Origin of the sequence: Amycolatopsis sp. NPDC102389 (assembly GCF_044765885.1) — a bacterium.
Taxonomy (GTDB): domain Bacteria; phylum Actinomycetota; class Actinomycetes; order Mycobacteriales; family Pseudonocardiaceae; genus Amycolatopsis.
The window spans coordinates 232059-248283 of record NZ_JBIWKX010000001.1 but is presented as its reverse complement, the minus strand read 5'-3'; the positions used below and the strand labels follow the sequence as shown (position 1 = coordinate 248283).

15 protein-coding genes and 1 pseudogene are annotated in these 16225 nt (G+C 69.0%); 9 read left to right on the top strand and 7 right to left on the bottom strand.

From position 1 onward, the window contains the following. Nucleotides 1–58: 58 nt before the first annotated feature. On the top strand, nucleotides 59–790 hold the full coding sequence (locus tag ACIRGA_RS01165; protein WP_400935413.1) for a TetR/AcrR family transcriptional regulator: 732 nt from the start codon (nucleotides 59–61) through the stop codon (nucleotides 788–790). Here ACIRGA_RS01165 and ACIRGA_RS01160 read toward each other — a convergent pair. Further along, a complete protein-coding gene (locus ACIRGA_RS01160) occupies nucleotides 780–1556 on the bottom strand; it encodes an IclR family transcriptional regulator (protein WP_400935412.1) in 777 nt (258 codons plus the stop codon). The genes ACIRGA_RS01165 and ACIRGA_RS01160 overlap by 11 nt on opposite strands. A gap of 103 nt (nucleotides 1557–1659) precedes the next feature. On the opposite strand from ACIRGA_RS01160, the gene aceB reads away from it, so the two are divergent. Together aceB and ACIRGA_RS01150 are read left to right on the top strand one after the other, a co-directional pair. Continuing rightward, nucleotides 1660–3237 carry a malate synthase A gene (aceB, locus tag ACIRGA_RS01155; protein WP_400935411.1) on the top strand — a complete coding sequence of 526 codons (1578 nt, stop codon included), beginning with the start codon at nucleotides 1660–1662 and terminating at the stop codon, nucleotides 3235–3237. Between the two features lie 4 nt (nucleotides 3238–3241). Beyond that, the gene (locus ACIRGA_RS01150) at nucleotides 3242–4438 is read left to right on the top strand and encodes a DUF6986 family protein (RefSeq protein ID WP_400935409.1); all 1197 of its coding nucleotides are present in this window, start codon (nucleotides 3242–3244) and stop codon (nucleotides 4436–4438) included. On the opposite strand, the gene ACIRGA_RS01145 is transcribed toward ACIRGA_RS01150, so the two are convergent. After that, nucleotides 4417–5163: an ABC transporter ATP-binding protein gene (locus ACIRGA_RS01145; protein ID WP_400935407.1), complete on the bottom strand. Its 747-nt coding sequence runs from the start codon at nucleotides 5161–5163 to the stop codon at nucleotides 4417–4419. The two genes, ACIRGA_RS01150 and ACIRGA_RS01145, sit on opposite strands and share 22 nt — an antisense overlap. A gap of 71 nt (nucleotides 5164–5234) precedes the next feature. On the opposite strand from ACIRGA_RS01145, the gene ACIRGA_RS01140 reads away from it, so the two are divergent. After that, complete coding sequence (locus ACIRGA_RS01140) at nucleotides 5235–5858, top strand: TetR/AcrR family transcriptional regulator (RefSeq protein WP_400935405.1); 624 nt, start codon at nucleotides 5235–5237, stop codon at nucleotides 5856–5858. A 110-nt stretch (nucleotides 5859–5968) separates the two neighbouring features. On the opposite strand, the pseudogene ACIRGA_RS01135 reads toward ACIRGA_RS01140, so the two are convergent. Both ACIRGA_RS01135 and ACIRGA_RS01130 read right to left on the bottom strand, forming a co-directional pair. Beyond that, nucleotides 5969–7221, bottom strand: a pseudogene (locus ACIRGA_RS01135) (DUF222 domain-containing protein). Nucleotides 7222–7379: 158 nt separating this feature from the next. Next, the gene (locus ACIRGA_RS01130; RefSeq protein ID WP_400935403.1) at nucleotides 7380–7766 is read right to left on the bottom strand and encodes a GNAT family N-acetyltransferase; all 387 of its coding nucleotides are present in this window, start codon (nucleotides 7764–7766) and stop codon (nucleotides 7380–7382) included. A gap of 154 nt (nucleotides 7767–7920) precedes the next feature. On the opposite strand from ACIRGA_RS01130, the gene ACIRGA_RS01125 reads away from it, so the two are divergent. Further along, on the top strand, nucleotides 7921–8553 hold the full coding sequence (locus ACIRGA_RS01125) for a hypothetical protein (RefSeq protein WP_400935401.1): 633 nt from the start codon (nucleotides 7921–7923) through the stop codon (nucleotides 8551–8553). Nucleotides 8554–8559: 6 nt separating this feature from the next. Here ACIRGA_RS01125 and ACIRGA_RS01120 read toward each other — a convergent pair whose 3' ends face one another. Genes ACIRGA_RS01120 through ACIRGA_RS01110 form a run of 3 tightly spaced genes read right to left on the bottom strand, consistent with a single transcriptional unit; the run spans nucleotide 8560 to nucleotide 11103 of the window. Beyond that, a complete protein-coding gene (locus ACIRGA_RS01120) occupies nucleotides 8560–9162 on the bottom strand; it encodes a DsbA family protein (RefSeq protein ID WP_400935399.1) in 603 nt (200 codons plus the stop codon). 35 nt (nucleotides 9163–9197) lie between these two features. Further along, nucleotides 9198–9680 carry a MarR family winged helix-turn-helix transcriptional regulator gene (locus ACIRGA_RS01115; RefSeq protein WP_400935397.1) on the bottom strand — a complete coding sequence of 161 codons (483 nt, stop codon included), beginning with the start codon at nucleotides 9678–9680 and terminating at the stop codon, nucleotides 9198–9200. Between the two features lies 1 nt (nucleotide 9681). Next, complete coding sequence (locus tag ACIRGA_RS01110) at nucleotides 9682–11103, bottom strand: PucR family transcriptional regulator (protein ID WP_400935395.1); 1422 nt, start codon at nucleotides 11101–11103, stop codon at nucleotides 9682–9684. A 136-nt stretch (nucleotides 11104–11239) separates the two neighbouring features. Here ACIRGA_RS01110 and ACIRGA_RS01105 point away from each other — a divergent pair, with 136 nt between their 5' ends. From ACIRGA_RS01105 to pucD, 4 genes are read left to right on the top strand one after another with little or no spacing between them, the layout of a single operon-like run. Next, complete coding sequence (locus ACIRGA_RS01105) at nucleotides 11240–12109, top strand: FAD binding domain-containing protein (RefSeq protein ID WP_400935393.1); 870 nt, start codon at nucleotides 11240–11242, stop codon at nucleotides 12107–12109. After that, the gene (locus tag ACIRGA_RS01100; protein WP_400935391.1) at nucleotides 12100–12570 is read left to right on the top strand and encodes a (2Fe-2S)-binding protein; all 471 of its coding nucleotides are present in this window, start codon (nucleotides 12100–12102) and stop codon (nucleotides 12568–12570) included. Before ACIRGA_RS01105 ends, ACIRGA_RS01100 begins: the two co-directional genes overlap by 10 nt. Next, the gene (locus tag ACIRGA_RS01095; protein ID WP_400935389.1) at nucleotides 12567–13916 is read left to right on the top strand and encodes an 8-oxoguanine deaminase; all 1350 of its coding nucleotides are present in this window, start codon (nucleotides 12567–12569) and stop codon (nucleotides 13914–13916) included. The genes ACIRGA_RS01100 and ACIRGA_RS01095 overlap by 4 nt, the downstream gene beginning before the upstream one ends. Further along, nucleotides 13913–16192 (top strand): xanthine dehydrogenase subunit D, encoded by a 2280-nt coding sequence (gene pucD / locus ACIRGA_RS01090; RefSeq protein WP_400935387.1) that lies wholly within the window; start codon nucleotides 13913–13915, stop codon nucleotides 16190–16192. The genes ACIRGA_RS01095 and pucD overlap by 4 nt, the downstream gene beginning before the upstream one ends. The last annotated feature ends 33 nt before the right edge of the window (nucleotides 16193–16225 follow it).

The window sequence follows — 16225 nt, the reverse complement described above, 5'->3', positions numbered from 1 at the left end:
CTGTACGCATAATGAAACGTCGTACGCAAGGGAGTACTTCGTGCGCTAGGGTGGGGGCATGTCAATCGAGGAACAGCCGATCCAGTCGGTGTGGACCCGTCCTCGCCGGAAGCGGGATCAACCCGCGCTGAGCCAGGCGCAGATCGTGGCCGAGGCCGTCCGGCTCCTGGATGTCGAAGGTGTCGACGCGCTGAGCATGCGCAGGCTGGGCACCGCGCTGAACGCGGGCGCGACCTCGCTCTACCGGCACGTCGCCAACCGCGACGAGCTGATCGAGCTGGTCGTCGACGAGGTCTACGGCGAGATCACCGTGCCGCACGGCGATGATCCGGCGCGGTGGCGTGAAGCGGCCGTGGTCGGGGCGGAAAGCGTCCGCGCGATGATCCTGCGGCACCCCTGGGTCGCTTCACTGCTCGGTTCGGTCGGCCTGTCATACCTCGGGCCGAACGTCATGCGGCTCAACGAGCGGCTGCTGGGCGTCTTCGTGGGCGCGGGCTTCCCTGGCGACGAGGCGGATCAGGCGATCAGCGCGGTGATCTCGTACGTCATCGGCATGGGGACGACCGAGGCGGCTTGGCTCACGACGGTCGCCAAGAGCGGCCGGAGCGAGCGCGAGTGGGCGGAACGCCTGCGTCCCGCCGTCGAGGAGGCGGCGCGAGAGCATCCGCATCAGCGGGAAATGCTCGCCAGGGGAGAGGGCGAGGCCGATCCTGTCCGGCTCCGCGACGAGAAGTTCCGCTACGGGCTGGACAGGATGCTCGACGGTTTGGAGACCAGGCTCAAACGGTGACCCCGTCCCGCGAAAGGGTCGAGCCGAGCGAGGTCGCGATCCGCTGGACGACGGGCGCGATCCGCTCGACGGCCTCCATCGTGAGCCGTCCCGACGGCCCGGACACCGACACGGCCGCCGGCACCGGCGCGCCGGGAACCGCGACGGCCACGCACCGGACGCCCAGCTCCTGCTCGGCTTCGTCGAGCGCGTAACCCTGCTGGGCGATTTTCGCCAGCTCGCGCAGGAGCGCGTCCTCGTCGGTGAAGGTGTGCTCGGTGTAGGAGGGCATACCCGTCCGGGCGAGCAACGCCGTCACGTCTTCGGACGGCAGATGCGCGAGCATCGCCTTCCCCACGCCGGTGCCGTGCGGCAGGAGCCGCCGTCCGACCTCGGTGAACATCCGCATCGAGTGCTTCGACGGCACCTGGGCGACGTACACGACCTCGTCCCGCTCCAGCACCGCGAGGTTCGCGGTCTCGCCGACCTCGTCGACCAGCTCCGCGAGCAACGGGCGCGCCCATGAGCCGAACTGCATGCTGGCGTTCTCACCTAGCCGGATGAGCCGGGCGCCCAGCGCGTACCGGCGGTTGGTGTTCTGCCGGACGTAGCCCAGATCCACCAGCGTCCTGATCAGCCGGTGGATGGTCGGCATCGGCAGCCCGGACAGGGTCGCCAGCTCCGAAAGACTGGCCTCCCCGCCGGTGTCCGCGAGATGCTCGAGGAGCTCGAAGGCCCGCTGAAGGGACTGGACGCCGCCGTCGCGCCCGTTCTTCTCCGCTGCCACCGTGGTACTCCTTACGTCGGCGTTGATGTTCCGCTATGCAGAAACTATAGTCCGTCATGTAAAACCGTAGGGACGTTATTTATCGAACTCGGGGTGTTGCGCAATGTCTGAAGCTCAGGTGCTCGGCGATCCGGTCGAGCGCGGGGACGAAATCCTCACGCCGGAGGCGCTCGCCTTCCTCGCCGGCCTGCACGAGGCCTTCGCCGCCCGGCGCGACGAGCTGCTGCAGGCCAGGAGCAAACGCCGCGAGGAGGCCAGGACCACCGGCAAGCTGGACTTCCTGCCCGAGACCAAGGAGATCCGCGAAGGCGACTGGAAGGTCGCCGAAGCCCCGCCCGCGCTGCGCGACCGCCGCGTCGAGATCACCGGCCCGACCGACCGCAAGATGACCATCAACGCGCTGAACTCCGGCGCCAAGGTCTGGCTCGCCGACCTCGAGGACGCCAACACGCCGCACTGGGCGAACGTCGTCTCCGGCCAGGTCAACCTGTACGACGCGGTCCGCGAGACCATCACGCTGGAGAGCGGTGGCAAGAGCTACGCGCTGAAGGACGACGTCGAGCACGCGACCATCGTCGTCCGCCCGCGCGGCTGGCACCTCGACGAGCGTGGCCTGTCCTTCGGCGGGCGTCAGGCGGTCGGCGCGCTGGTCGACTTCGGTCTCTACTTCTTCCACAACGCCCAGGAACTGCTCAACCGCGGCAAGGGCCCGTACTTCTACCTGCCGAAGATGGAGAGCCACCTCGAAGCCCGGCTCTGGAACGACGTCTTCACCCACGCGGAGAAGGCGCTCGGTATCGAGCACGGCACCGTCCGCGCGACCGTGCTGATCGAGACCATCCCGGCCGCGTTCGAGATGGAGGAGATCCTCTACGAACTGCGCGAGCACGCCTCCGGCCTCAACGCCGGCCGCTGGGACTACCTGTTCAGCGTCATCAAGTACTTCCGTGACGCGGGCGAGAAGTTCGTCCTGCCGGACCGCAACTCGGTCACCATGACCGCGCCGTTCATGCGCGCGTACACCGAACTGCTGGTGCGCACCTGCCACAAGCGCGGCGCGTTCGCGATCGGCGGCATGGCCGCGTTCATCCCGAACCGCAAGGACCCGGAAGTCACCGCCGCGGCGCTCGACAAGGTCCGCGCCGACAAGAGCCGTGAAGCGGGCGACGGCTTCGACGGTTCCTGGGTCGCGCACCCCGGCATGGTGGACATCTGCCGCGAGGAGTTCGACAAGGTCCTCGGCGACAAGCCGAACCAGCTCGACCGCACCCGCGACGAGGTGTCCGTCACCGCCGACCAGCTGCTCGACGCGGCTTCGACGCCGGGCGGCGCCACCGCGGCCGGGCTGCGGGCCGCCGTCGACGTCGGCATCCGCTACATCGCCTCCTGGCTGAGCGGGAACGGCGCGGCGGCCATCCACAACCTGATGGAGGACGCGGCCACCGCGGAGATCTCGCGTTCGCAGGTGTGGCAGTGGGTGCGCAACGGCACTCAGCTCGACACCGGCGACAAGGTCACCGCCGAACTGGTGCGCGGTGTTCTGACTGAGGTTCGCGGTGAACTCACCGCCGAGATCAAGCCGGAGCTGCTGGAGCCCGCCGTCGAGCTGTTCGAGCAGGTCGCGCTCGCCGACGAGTTCCCGGACTTCCTGACCCTGCCCGCCTACGAACGGATCAAGTAGACAGATGGGGAACGGGCGGCTCACCGAGGACGTCTACACCGCCGCTGACGCGCGCCTCGCCGAGGCTGACGCGCGCGTCGCGGCCAAGTACCCCGGCGAGCCGCCCGGCCGCCAGCCCGTGCACACCGTGTACGTGCCCGCGTCGCAGTACAAGACGCGGCTCGTGGCGGACTGGGGCAAGCAGGCCCTGCGGGTCTTCGGCGAACACGCGGATCAGCTGGGCCTGGACGCGGACATCGCCGACCGGGTCCGGACCAAACTGCTGACCGAGCCGATCGAGGATCTGCGGATCGATTTCGAGGACGGGCTCGGCAGGCCTGGCGACGAAGAAGAGGACGCCATCGCGCTCGCCGCGGGGCGGACGCTCGCGGTCACGGGCGGCACGCCGTTCGTCGGCATCCGGTTCAAGAGTTTCGAGCAGGCGACCCGCCGCCGCGGCATCCGCACGCTCGATCTCTTCCTGGCCGGGTTGCTGGAAAGCGGGCCGCTGCCGGACGGCTTCGTCGTCACGCTGCCGAAGGTGACCGCCGTCGAGCAGGTCGAGGTGGCGGCGGATGTCCTGGAGCGCCTCGAATCCGCGTACGGCCTGCCCGAAGGCACGCTGCGGTTCGAAGTCCAGATCGAGACGGCGCAGTCCATTGTGGACATCGACGGGACGGTCGCGGTCCCGCGGATCATCGAAGCCGCGCGCGGCCGGTGTTCCGGGCTGCACTACGGAACCTACGACTACAGCGCCGGGCTCGGGATCAGCGCCGAGTATCAGAGCATGGAACACCCGGCCGCCGATTTCGCCAAGCAGCTCATGCAGGTTTCGGCCGCGGGCACCGGCGTCCGGCTTTCGGACGGCTCGACGAACAAACTGCCCGTCGGCGACGCGATCCTCCCGGCCTGGCGCGAACATCTGCGGCTGATCCGGCGATCCCTCGAACGCGGTTTCTATCAGGGCTGGGATCTGCATCCGCACCAGCTGCCGACCCGGTTCGCCGCCACGTACGCGTTCTTCCGCGAGGGGTTCCCGGCGGCGCTGGGCCGCTTGCGGGACTACGCCGACCAGACCGGGCGTGGAGTGCTGGACGAACCGGCGACCGCGCAGGCGCTGGCGAGTTTCCTGCTGCGAGGGCTGGATTGCGGAGCCGTGGACGTGGGGGAGCTTTCGTTCTCCCGAGCGGAGTTGGACGGCTACGCGCGAAGGACCGCGTGATAGTCGGCGAGAACCTCGTCGAGTGAACCGCGCGCCCGGATCCGCCCTTCGTCCATCCAAAGGGCGGTGGTGCACAGTTCGCGCAGCAATTCGTCCGAGTGCGACGCGAACACCAGCACGCCCGAGCGGCGAGCGAGGTCGACCAGCCGTTGGCGCGCCTTGGTGAGGAACGCGGCGTCGATCGCGCCGAGCCCCTCGTCGAGGATGAGGATCTCCGGATCGATGGTGGTCACCACGCCGAGCGCGAGCCGCACCCGCATGCCGGCGGAATAGGTGCGCAGCGGCAGGTGTAGATAGTCGCCCAGTTCGGTGAATTCGGCGATGTCGTCGACCCGTTTCGCCAACTGTTTGCGGCTCATGCCGAGGAACAGGCCCCGGATCAGGATGTTCTCGTGGCCGGAAACCTCGGGATCCAGTCCCACGCCGAGGTCGAACACCGGCGCGATCCGGCCGACGACCCGCGTGCTGCCCCTGGTCGGCTCGTAGATGCCGGACAGCAGCCGCAGGAGAGTGGATTTCCCGGCGCCGTTGTGCCCGACCAGGCCGACCCGATCGCCCTCGCCCAGTGACAGGGAGATGTCCCGCAGGGCTTCGATGATCGGGACCTTGGCACCGGTGCCGATCTTGCCGCCGGCTTTGCCGAGCACCTGTTTCTTGAGCGACCGGGTCTTGGCGTCGAAAACCGGGAAATCGACGTAGGCGTCCTGCACTTCGATGCTCACCACGGGGCCGGCCTCCTCGTTCTCGTCAGATGCGAACGGAAGTTATCATTCGCGTTTGTGGTAACGTCCGGCCGGTGAGTCAGTCATCCGCCGATCAGGGCTTCCGGCCGCCGCGGCAAGCCCGCAGCCGCGAGTCCCTGCAGAAGGTGCTGGCCGCCGCCGAGCACGTTCTGGCGGTCCAGGGTTTCGAGGAGCTCACCGTCGCGGCGGTCGCCGAGCAGGCGGGAATGTCGGTGGGCACGATCTATCGCCGGTTTTCCGGCAAGAGCCAGCTGCTGTACGCCGTGAAAGACGAGCTGCTGGGGCAGCTGGAATCCGGCGTCAGCGAAGCACTTGGCTCCGCGGGGCCGGGGCTGCGCGGGGTTGTCGGCGCCTTCATTCAGGCTCTGGCAGGAACATTCGCCCGCCACGACCGGATCTTCTCCGAACTGCTCGACAGCCAGCGCGCCGACGGGCGCGATCGCGGCCTCCAGGCGCTGGCCACGATCCAGCGCGATTTCCTGGAGGTGGCCCGGCCCTGTCTCGGTGAGATCCGGCGGCCGGATGGCGAACGGGCGATCCGGATGATGAGCCGGACCGTCATCGGATCCTGTGTGCACCGGGCGGCCAGTGGCCGGTTCTGGTCCGACGACTTGAGCTGGGACGCTTGGGCGAGCGAGACGACCGAGATGGCGTTGGCTTATCTGGAGTCGGCTTAGGGCTTCGGCGGTGTCCGGGACGGGACTGCCGCTGTCCGTCTCGGTCGCGCGATTTGATTCGGGCATGACGAGGGGCCCGTCGCCGGTGTGGCTGGCGGGCTCCTCGATATTCAGACGTGATGCAGGGTGTTGCGCCGGGGTTGTCGCAGCGGATCTCGGTATTGGGGTGGGATGAATTCCGGTAGCCCGTCGGCGGCCATGCGTACTTCCCAGTCACCGTGATGAATCAACCGATGGTGGAAACCGCACAGCAGCACGAGGTTCCGGAGATCGGTGGGTCCGCCGTCCACCCAGTGGTGAATGTGGTGGGCGTGGCAATTCTTGGGTTTCCGTGGCAGCCGGGGAAGGCGCAGCCTCCGTCGCGGATGTTCAACGCGCGTCGCTGGCCGGGGGTGACGAACCGTCGGAGCCGTCCCACGTCGAGGGGTTCTCCGGCTGAGCTCATCACGACCGGCAACATGAGGCAGTCGCAGGCGGCGAGCCGTGCTTCGCGGGCGGTCATCGTCCCGACAAAGTCGAGGCACGCGGTGCCGAGACCGGACTTCAACTCCTCAAGCCCGATCGTGACGTGGATCAGGGTCCGGTAGCCGCTGGTGCCCGGCTGATCGGGGCAGGCGATCGCCAGGTCGAGGACGTCGACCCACGCGTCACCCATCCGTTCGCACTTCATCCGCAGGTCCGCCTGCCCGAACTCATCCACCGGCCGTGGCTGGGCGTAGGCATCCAAAGCGGCAGCCGTCCGGGCACCGGTCTCATCATCGAGCAGACCGGTGAGTTTCCAGAACCCGTCCTTGCGGCGTTCCAGGGTGATCTCGCGGCGCGGCTCTTTCGGCTCGGGATCCTTGGGTTCCTTGCCGTCGGGGTCGAGCCAGCCCAGCAGGCTCATCTCAGCGTCAGCGAGCTGACGGGGACCGGCATTCGGGGCCAGGTCGGCGAGGATCTTCTCCGCGCTCTCCCGATCCTCAGCGGTGGTGTCGGCGGGGAGTCTTTTCAAGATTTCCAGGATCTGATCGATCCGCTCATTCCCGACCAATCCCTTGGCGGCGACCGCGGCGGTGGTGGGCGCGACAGGCGGAAGCTCTGTGCCGTCCAAAGCGCGAGTCGGGTTCAGGGCAAGGGCCCGCTTCACCACGGCACTCGCCTCGGCGGCGGACAATCCCGCTATATCGGCGAACCAGGCAGCCGTCCGCCCGTAGCCGTACAAGTCTTTCGCGCCACGAGCCTCGATCTCCGCCAGGAACTGCCCCAAAGCAGCGGTGGCCATCCGAATCACCTGCAGGGACTGCTGCACGCCCTGGGCAAGCTCCAGCTTGCCGGCGCGCCACAGTTCCTGCGGCAGTTCGGGGAGGAAGGTCTCGGACACCCCTCAATAATACCGCAACCACGTCGAACATGTGTTCGTAATTTTAAGCGACCGGCGAAATGCGCCGACAACACTGAAGAGTGATTGCTGCCCGCAAGGTGACCACGCAAAGAGAGTGTCGCGCAGTTAGTCGACTAAACGCGCCCAATCACGAAAACTCAAGCAACCGATTTCGCATATCGACGACAGGGCACCGAAACCGGCCCATCCGGACCGGCAACCCGATTGTCGAACTCGCCCTCGTCGGCCCATCCGCAGCGTTCGTAAAACCGCCGCGCCCGACCATTTCCCGGCGCCACCGCGAGCCAAGCGCGCGAATGCCCGCCTATGCGCACAAGCCGTTCCGCTTCCGCGAGCAGCGCGCCGGCCACGCCGCTTCCACGGTGATCCGACGAAACGTAGACCTGTTCGACCTCGTCGCCGACGACCATCACGAAACCCGCCACCGCATCGCCCAGCACGGCGACGGTCGTATCGCCGACGCGTTCCGCGGCCCGTTTCCAGAACGACTCGCGAGTCCGGATCCGGACGAGTGAATCGGGCACGTTGCCGAGATGGCCGTCCTGCCAGCCGTGGTACCAGATCTCCGCGACGGCGCCGGCGTCCGTGGGCGTCGCCCGTCAAAGCGTGACAGAGGTGGGCATGGCGCCAGCCTAAGGGGGACTACGTCGTGTGACCGGGATCGGGCAGTATCGGCTCATGGGAACCAGCTACGGCCTTGACCCCTTGGATCCTGACGCGTCGTCGGCCCCCTTGCTTCTCGTGGAGGTGGACCTCGGCCAGCTGCCCACGCTGGAGGACTATCAGCGGAACGTCACCGCGCTCCTGATTTTGGCCGGGCACGCCAGCCTGCTCCCACCGCTCGGGCCCCGGTGGCAGGACCCGTCGGCGCGAATTCTGCCGAGGTCCCCCAGCGTCGTCCGGACCACCATGGCCAGTCCATGGGTGAGCGTGTTGTCGGGGCTCGCCGAACGTTCGGCGCCGGTCGCCTATGGCGCGGCCGCCCTCTATGGGTTGCATCGCCTGTTGGAAATGGTGATGACCTGGCAACGGCATCGGCTGGAGATTGAGGAGGGGAAGGCGCGCCTGGAGCAGCTTCGAGGGCAATTGCGGGACACCGGCGTTCAGCTGCGCCGAGAATTCGATCAGCGCGTGGAGCTACCCCGCGATGAACAAGGCGAGCCGGCCGCGCGGTCGGTGGAGGCCGAACTGGCGGAGCGGGCGGCGAACCCGCCTGCCGAGGTCGTGCGGGCGGCCGACGGGATCGGATCGATCATCGGCGCGGAAATGATCGATCCGCGTGATCCTCGCGCCGGGCGGAGCGAAAACTAGGCGGTTCTACGAGACCAGCGCGCCGATCCGCCGCTCCACTTCGTCCGCGCTCGCGTTCCCGGCGACCAGGGTCACCACCCGCTCCCCGTCGTCCGCAAGCAGGCTCGGATATCCGGTCACGCCCAAGTCGCGCGCCCGCCGGAAGTCGTCGGCCGCGGAAACCCGGTCCAGCGCGGCCTCGACGGCGTCCGCGTCCAGGCCTGCCCGTTGCGCGACCACGCGATAGGTCGAGACCTCGGACAGGCTCAGCCCGTCTAGGTAGAAAGCCTCCTGTAGCAACGCCGCGAGCCGTACCGCGCGGTCCGGCGCGACCTCGCGCAACGCCGCCATCCCGCAGGCGGCGGCCTCGGAATCCATGACGAACTCGCCGTCGGCGATGAGCCGTTCGTAGCTCTCCCCGAACGGCGCGCCGGTGCGGCGGGTGATCTCGGCGTTGGCTCCTTGGACGTAGCCGAATTGCCGGATCGGCACCCGGCGCCCGCCGAGGAACAGGCCGCCGGACACCACTTCGACCGGCAGGTCCGGATGCCGGTGCGCGACGTCGGCCATGGTGCGGGCGAACCCGTACGACCAGCCGCAGTACGCGTCGAAGACATAGATGAGCTTCATGACCAGGCCAACGATGTCTGACTGGTCAGATATTCCTACCGGAGCTTGGGGAGTGCGTCACGTGCCGAGTGGCTCAGTGTCCGCAGGTCCTGGGCGAACCGTTCGCGGTGGTCCGCGGGCAGCGGGTCGAGGAAGAGCCGCTGGATGTTCTCGACGTGCACCCGCGCGGCCCGCACGGTCGTCTCCTCGCCTTGAGCGGTCAGCCTTACGAGCTGGACGCGGCGATCCTGCGAATCGGAGGAGCGGACGACCAGGCCGAGCGTGGTCATCCGGTCGACCAGCCGGGTCGCGCCACCGGTGGTCAGCACCTGCTCCTGCGCGATCGCGCGCATGCTCATCCCGGCCTCGCCCGACCTGCCGACGATCAGGAGGACTTCGAACATCAGATGCGAGATCCCGCATTCTGTCTCCAGCGCGCGGCCGAGCAGGTATTCGAGCCGGTTCGCCGCGCCCATCATCCGCCCGAAGGCGACCACGCGCGGGTCGTAGGCGGCTTCTTTCGCGGTGGTGATGCGCATTTCAGCTCCCTGCCGACAAGGCCAAATAAACGTCGAGCTGTTCGGTGAACTCGGTCAGATCGGTGCCGAGCAGTTCGCTCGCTCGTCCGATCCGGTACCGCAACGTGTTGACGTGGACGTGCAGCGCCCGCGCGGCCCGCGTCGGCGAGCCGGAGCATTCGAGGAAGATGCGCAAGGTGTGCACCAGATCGGTGCCCTGCTCGGCGTCGTAGCTCAGCAACGGGCCCAGCACCCGTCGCCGCAACGCCGCCCGCAGGTCGTCGGGTGTGCCCGCCAGCAGCAGCCGGTGCATGCCGATCTCGCCACCGGGGACGACTTCGATCGTGCCGGGCCGTTCCGCCGCCACGGCCAGCGCGTAACGCGCGACCTCCTTCGCGCCTCGCAGCACGGAGACCGGGGCACGGTCGCTGATGCCGATCAGCACCCGGCGGCACGGCAGCAGCGGCTCCACTGTGGACAGTGTGGCGGTCACCGTGGCGGGCCACTCTTCCGGCCATTCGCCGTCGTCCTCGGCCACCGCCCAGGTGGTTTCCCCGGCCGGGCCGACCAGCGCGCCCGGCGGCAGTAGTTCCGTCAGGATGCCGCGTGCCGCTTCGGATCCTTCGGTGCGCGCGACGATGAACCGCAGATCGCCGCGCAGCCCGGTCGCGGTCAGCGCCGCGTGCGGATCGCTTCCTTCATCGAGCGCGGCGAGCAAGGGTTCGAGCACCCTGTCGGTGACGGCGCGCACCTCATCCGCCCGCGTGCGCGCGAGCCCGATCAGCCCGGCGAGTTCCTCGGCGATCTCCGCCTGGGCGGCGGTCAGCGCGCCGCCGATCGCGAGCAGCCACGGTAACGCGTGCCTGCCCCCGACCGGCCGGACCGAGACGTCGTCCGCTTCCAGGGACCGTCCGCCCGCGGCCACGAACCGCCGCACCAGATCCGACGCCGTGCCGACGGGCACGACCCAGCAGGGGAGGCCGATCTCCGCGCGCGCCCGCTCCAGGAGGGTCTCCACCGACGCGTCTTCCGTCGCGGCTGAAAGCAAACGTTTGCGAGCGCCTTCCGCGGCCGCGGCCAGCGCCAGGACGACGCGTTCGGTGACGACCGAGAACGACAGGTCCGCCGGCACCTCCAGCAGCGGGATCCCGTGGCGCGTGCAGGCTTCGACGAGGTCTTCGGGGATTCCGTCGGAATCCGCCCCGGACGCCGCCAGCGCCGCCGCTCCGGCCTTCGCGAGCGCGGCGACGAAGGCCTCGGAATCACCCGGCCCGCGCCACCACAGCAACCCGCTCAGGACGAGTTCGCCCGCCGACACGTACCGCCCGGGATCGGGCAGTTCCGTGACGTAGATCCGGGACACCGGACGGTCGAGCAAAGCCGTCCCGGCGCGCACGCGCAAGCGCAGCCCGGGTAGCGCGAGCAGAGTTTTCACGGTCGTCATCAGGTTTGTAGGAAAGCACAAAACGACCGGTGCGTGCAGGGGAGATTTCATGCTTCGGCACCGTTGCCGCCGTATGGGCGCAGGGCGTCTACTGAGTCAGCCGTCACACATCGCCGCCGAACCGAGGAGCCCGAGAGTGGATTTCCTGCGCCCCAGCTCGCTGACCGAGGCGCTCGCCGTCAAGGCCGAGCGACCCGACGCGGTGCCCATCGCGGGCGGCACGGACGTCATGGTGGAGCTCAACTTCGACCACCGCCGCCCCGGCGCGCTGCTCGACCTCAACCGTGTCACCGAACTCGCCGAGTGGACCGAAACCGACGGCAAGATCCGCCTCGGCGCCTCGGTGCCCTACGTCCGGGTGATCGCTGAGCTGGGTGAAGTTCTGCCCGCGCTGGCGATGGCCTCCCGCACCGTCGGCTCGCCGCAGATCCGTAACCGGGGCACCGTCGGCGGCAACCTGGGCGCCGCTTCGCCCGCCGGCGACACGCATCCCGTGCTGCTCGTGCTCGGCGCCGAGGTGGAAGCCGCGTCGGTGCGCGGGACGCGGTTGATCCCGGCCGAGGAGTTCTACCTCGGCGTCAAACGCAACGCCCTCGAACCCGACGAGCTGATCACCGCCGTGCATTTGCCCGCCGAGGTCGGTCCGCAGCAGTTCGCCAAGGTCGGAACGCGTAACGCGATGGTCATCGCGGTCTGCTCGTTCGCGCTGGCGCTGCACCTGGACACCCGCGAGATCCGCGCGGCCGTCGGCTCGGCGGCACCGACCCCACGTCGCGCGACCGAGGCGGAGGAGTACCTCGGCAACGAACTTCCCTGGTCCACCAAGGCGTCTCTCACGGATTCCGTCAAACGCCGGTTCGGCGAGCTGGTCTCTCAGGCGGCGTCGCCGATCGACGACGTCCGTGGCAGCGCCGATTACCGCAAACACGCGTTGTCCGTCCTGGCGCGGCGGACGCTGACCTGGGCGTGGAACGACTTCCAGAAGGGTGAACGCGAGTGCGCGTGAACGTGACGATCAACGGCGAGTCCCGCCAGGCCGACGACGTCTGGGAGGGCGAAAGCCTGCTCTACGTGCTCCGCGAGCGGCTCGGTCTCCCGGGCTCCAAGAACGCCTGCGAACAGGGCGAATGCGGCTCCTGCACGGTGTACCTCGACGACGTCCCGGTGTGTTCGTGCCTGGTCGCGGCCGGTCAGGTCGAGGGCCGCGAGGTCCGCACGGTCGAAGGGCTGGCCGACGGCGACGAGCTGGACCGGGTCCAGCAGTCCTTTGTGGACGCGGGCGCCGTCCAATGTGGCTTCTGCACGCCAGGCCTCGTGGTGGCCGCGCACGATCTGCTCAACCGCGTCGAAAACCCCGCCGACGAGGAGATCCGCGAGGCGCTGGCGGGGAACCTCTGCCGGTGCACCGGCTACGAGAAGATCCTCGACGCCGTCCGGCTGGCCGCGACCAGGGGAGCGACCCCGTGAAGACCGTCATCGAGAACGCCGCGATCGCCACCGTCGACGGTGCGGGCACCGAGCACGCCTCGGGCCACGTCGTCATCGAGAACGACCGCATCGCGGCGGTCGGCGCGGGGAAGGCGCCCGACGGCGAGTACGACGAGCGCGTCGACGGCTCCGGCTGCCTGGTCACCCCCGGCCTGATCAACACCCACCACCATCTCTACCAGTGGGCCACGCGCGGCCTCGCCGCCGACCACACCCTCTTCGAGTGGCTGGTCGCGCTGTACCCGATCTGGGGCAGGCTCGACGCCGAGATCACGCACGCGGCGGCCACGGCCGGGCTCACCCGGCTCGCGACCACCGGCTGCACCACGGTCGCCGACCACCACTACGTCTTCCCGCGCGACGGCGGAGACCAGGTGGAAGCCCTCGCCGCCGCCCGGATCCGCGTCGGCGTCCGGCTGCACGTCGTGCGCGGTTCGATGGACCGGGGCGAGTCGCAGGGCGGGCTGCCGCCGGACAACCTCGTCGAGGAGACCGAGGCCGCGCTGCTCGGCACCGAGGCCGCGATCGAGCGGTTCCACGACGCCTCCGCCGGCGCGCATCTGCAGATCGCGGCCGGCCCGTGCTCGCCGTTCTCGGTGAGCGAGCGGCTGATGACCGGTGCGGCGGAATTGGCGCGCCGCAAGGGAGTCCGTCTCCACACGCACCTCGCCGAGACGGTCGACGAGGAGAAGCAGTGCCTCGCCGAAGTCGGGTGCACCCCGGCCGAATACGCCGACAAACTCGGCTGGCTCGCGGACGACGTCTGGCTCGCGCACTCGATCCACCTCGCCCCGGAGGCGATCCGGCGGATGGGCGCCACCGGTACCGGTGCGGCGCATTGCCCGACGTCCAACGGACGGATCGGCGCCGGGATCGCCCCGGTGCGGCAGCTGCTCGACGCCGGGGTGCCGGTCGGGCTCGGTGCCGACGGTGCCGCGTCCAACGAATCCGGTGGCCTCGGCGAGGAACTGCACCAGTCGCTGCTGCAGGCACGTCAGCGCGGCGGACCGCGAGGGCTGACCACACGGGAAGCGCTGTGGATGGGCACGATGGGCGGCGCGCGCTGCCTGGGCCGCGAGAAGGACTTGGGTTCGATCGAGGCCGGCAAGCTCGCTGACCTCGCGGTCTGGAACTTGAACGGCCTGAACTACGCCGGGATCACCGATCCGGTCGCCGCCTTGGTGCTCGGCACCACTCCGCCGGTCGAGCGGCTGTACGTCGGCGGTGCGACCGTGGTGTCCGGCGGGGCGTTGCGCGAGGAATCCGAAGACGAGATCGCCCGTGAGCTGGCCGTGGCCAGTGCCCGGCTGAGGGAGACGGTATGACCTCCACACAGACCACCACGGCGACCGGCAACGGCGTGGGCACGAGCCCGCGGCGGCCCGACGGCACGGTCAAGGTCCGTGGCGAATTCGCCTACTCCTCGGACCTGTGGCACGAGGACATGCTGTGGGGCGCGACGCTGCGCAGCCCGCATCCGTACGCGCGGATCACCGGCATCGACATCACCGAAGCCCTTGCCGTGCAAGGGGTCTACGCGGTGCTGACGCACGAAGACGTGCCCGGGGTGAACAAGTACGGCCTGGAGCACGCGGATCAGCCGGTGCTCGCCGTCGACGTGGTGCGCTACCAGGGCGAGCCCGTCGCGCTCGTCGCCGCGGACCATCCGGAGACCGCGCGCCGGGCGATGAAGCGGATCAAGGTCTCCTACGAGGTCCTCGAACCGGTGACGGATTCCGAGAAGGCCGCCGCCGGCGAGGGAGCCGAGCTGCACCCCGGCGGGAACGTCGTGCGGTACGCGAAGATCCGGCACGGCGACCAGTCGGTGAAGGCCGACGTCGTGGTGTCCGGTGTCTACGAGGTCGGCATGCAGGACCAGGCTTTCCTCGGGCCGGAGTCGGGAATGGCGATCCCCGACACTGAAGGTGGCGTCGACCTTTACGTGGCCACGCAGTGGCTTCACGTCGACCAGCAGCAGATCGTCGCCGCGCTGGGCCTGCCCAAGGACAAGGTGCGGCTGACGCTCGGCGGGGTCGGCGGCGCGTTCGGTGGCCGTGAGGACCTCTCGATCCAGGTCCACGCGTGTTTGCTGGCGTTGCACACGGGCAAGCCGGTCAAGATGGTCTACAACCGCGAGGAATCCTTCTACGGCCACGTGCACCGCCACCCGGCGAAGATGTACTACGAGCACGGCGCGGACAAGGACGGCAGGCTCGTTTATGTGAAGGCGAAGCTGTACCTGGACGGCGGCGCGTATGCCTCGTCCACCGGCGCGGTGGTCGCGAACGCCGCCACGCTCGGCGTCGGTCCGTACAATGTGGACAGTGCTTCGGTCGATTGCTGGGGCGTGTACACCAACAACCCGCCGTGCGGCGCGATGCGTGGCTTCGGCGCGGTGCAGGCGGGCTTCGCCTACGAGTCCCAGATGGACAAGCTCGCCGAGGCGTGCGGCATCGACCCGGTCGACATCCGGATCCGCAACGCGATGGCCGAGGGCAGCGTGATGCCGACCGGTCAGATCGTCGACTCGGCCGCTCCGGTCGCCGAACTGCTGGAACGCCTGCGCGCCAAACCGCTTCCTGCCAAGGACAAGGTCCTGGATCTGCGCAGGATGCCCGGCGGCGTCTCCAACACCACGCACGGCGAAGGCGTCGTCCGGGGTGTCGGGTACGCGGTCGGCATCAAGAACATCTGCTTCTCCGAGGGTTTCGACGACTACTCGACGGCCCGCGTGCGGTTGCAGCTCGTCGGCGGCGAACCCGCGGCGACCGTGCACACCGCGGCCTGCGAGGTCGGCCAGGGCCTGGTGACGATCATGCAGCAGATCGTGCGGACCGAACTCGGCATCGAGCAGGTGACGATCCTGCCGATGGACACCACCATCGGCAACGGCGGCTCGACGTCGGCCTCCCGGCAGAGTTACGTCACCGGCGGCGCCGTCCAGGCGGCGTGCGTCGCGGTGCGATCCGGGCTGCACAAGCATCTCGCGGGCAGGCTCGACGCCGACGGGAAGCTGAACGTCGTCGGGAACAAGGTCGTCTCGGCCGACGGCAGTGTGCTCGCGGACCTCGCCGACGTCCTCGGCGACGAGGTCTTCGACGAGACCGTCGAATGGCGGCACCGGCCGACGGCGCCCATCGATCCCGAGACAGGGCAAGGGAACGCGCACGTCCAGTACGGTTTCGCGGCACACCGCGCGGTCGTGGACGTCGACACCGAACTCGGCCTGATCAAGGTCGTCGCGCTCGACTGCGCGCAGGACGTCGGCAAGGCGCTCAACCCGCAGGCGGTGCTCGGCCAGATCCAGGGCGGTTCCGCGCAGGGGCTCGGGCTGGCGGTGATGGAGGAGATCCAGACCGCCGACGGGAAGATCCGCAACCCGTCGTTCACCGACTACCTGATCCCGACCGTGCTGGACATGCCCCCGATGGACATCGACGTCCTGGAACGGCCCGACCCCAACGCGCCGTATGGTCTGCGCGGGGTCGGCGAACCGCCGACGATCTCCTCCACCCCGGCGATCGTCGCGGCCATCCGCGCGGCCACCGGGCTCGCGCTGCCCCGTGTCCCGGTGCGTCCCGAACACCTCACCGGCACCTGAGAAACCGTACTTTTTCGAGCTAGGAGCACATCC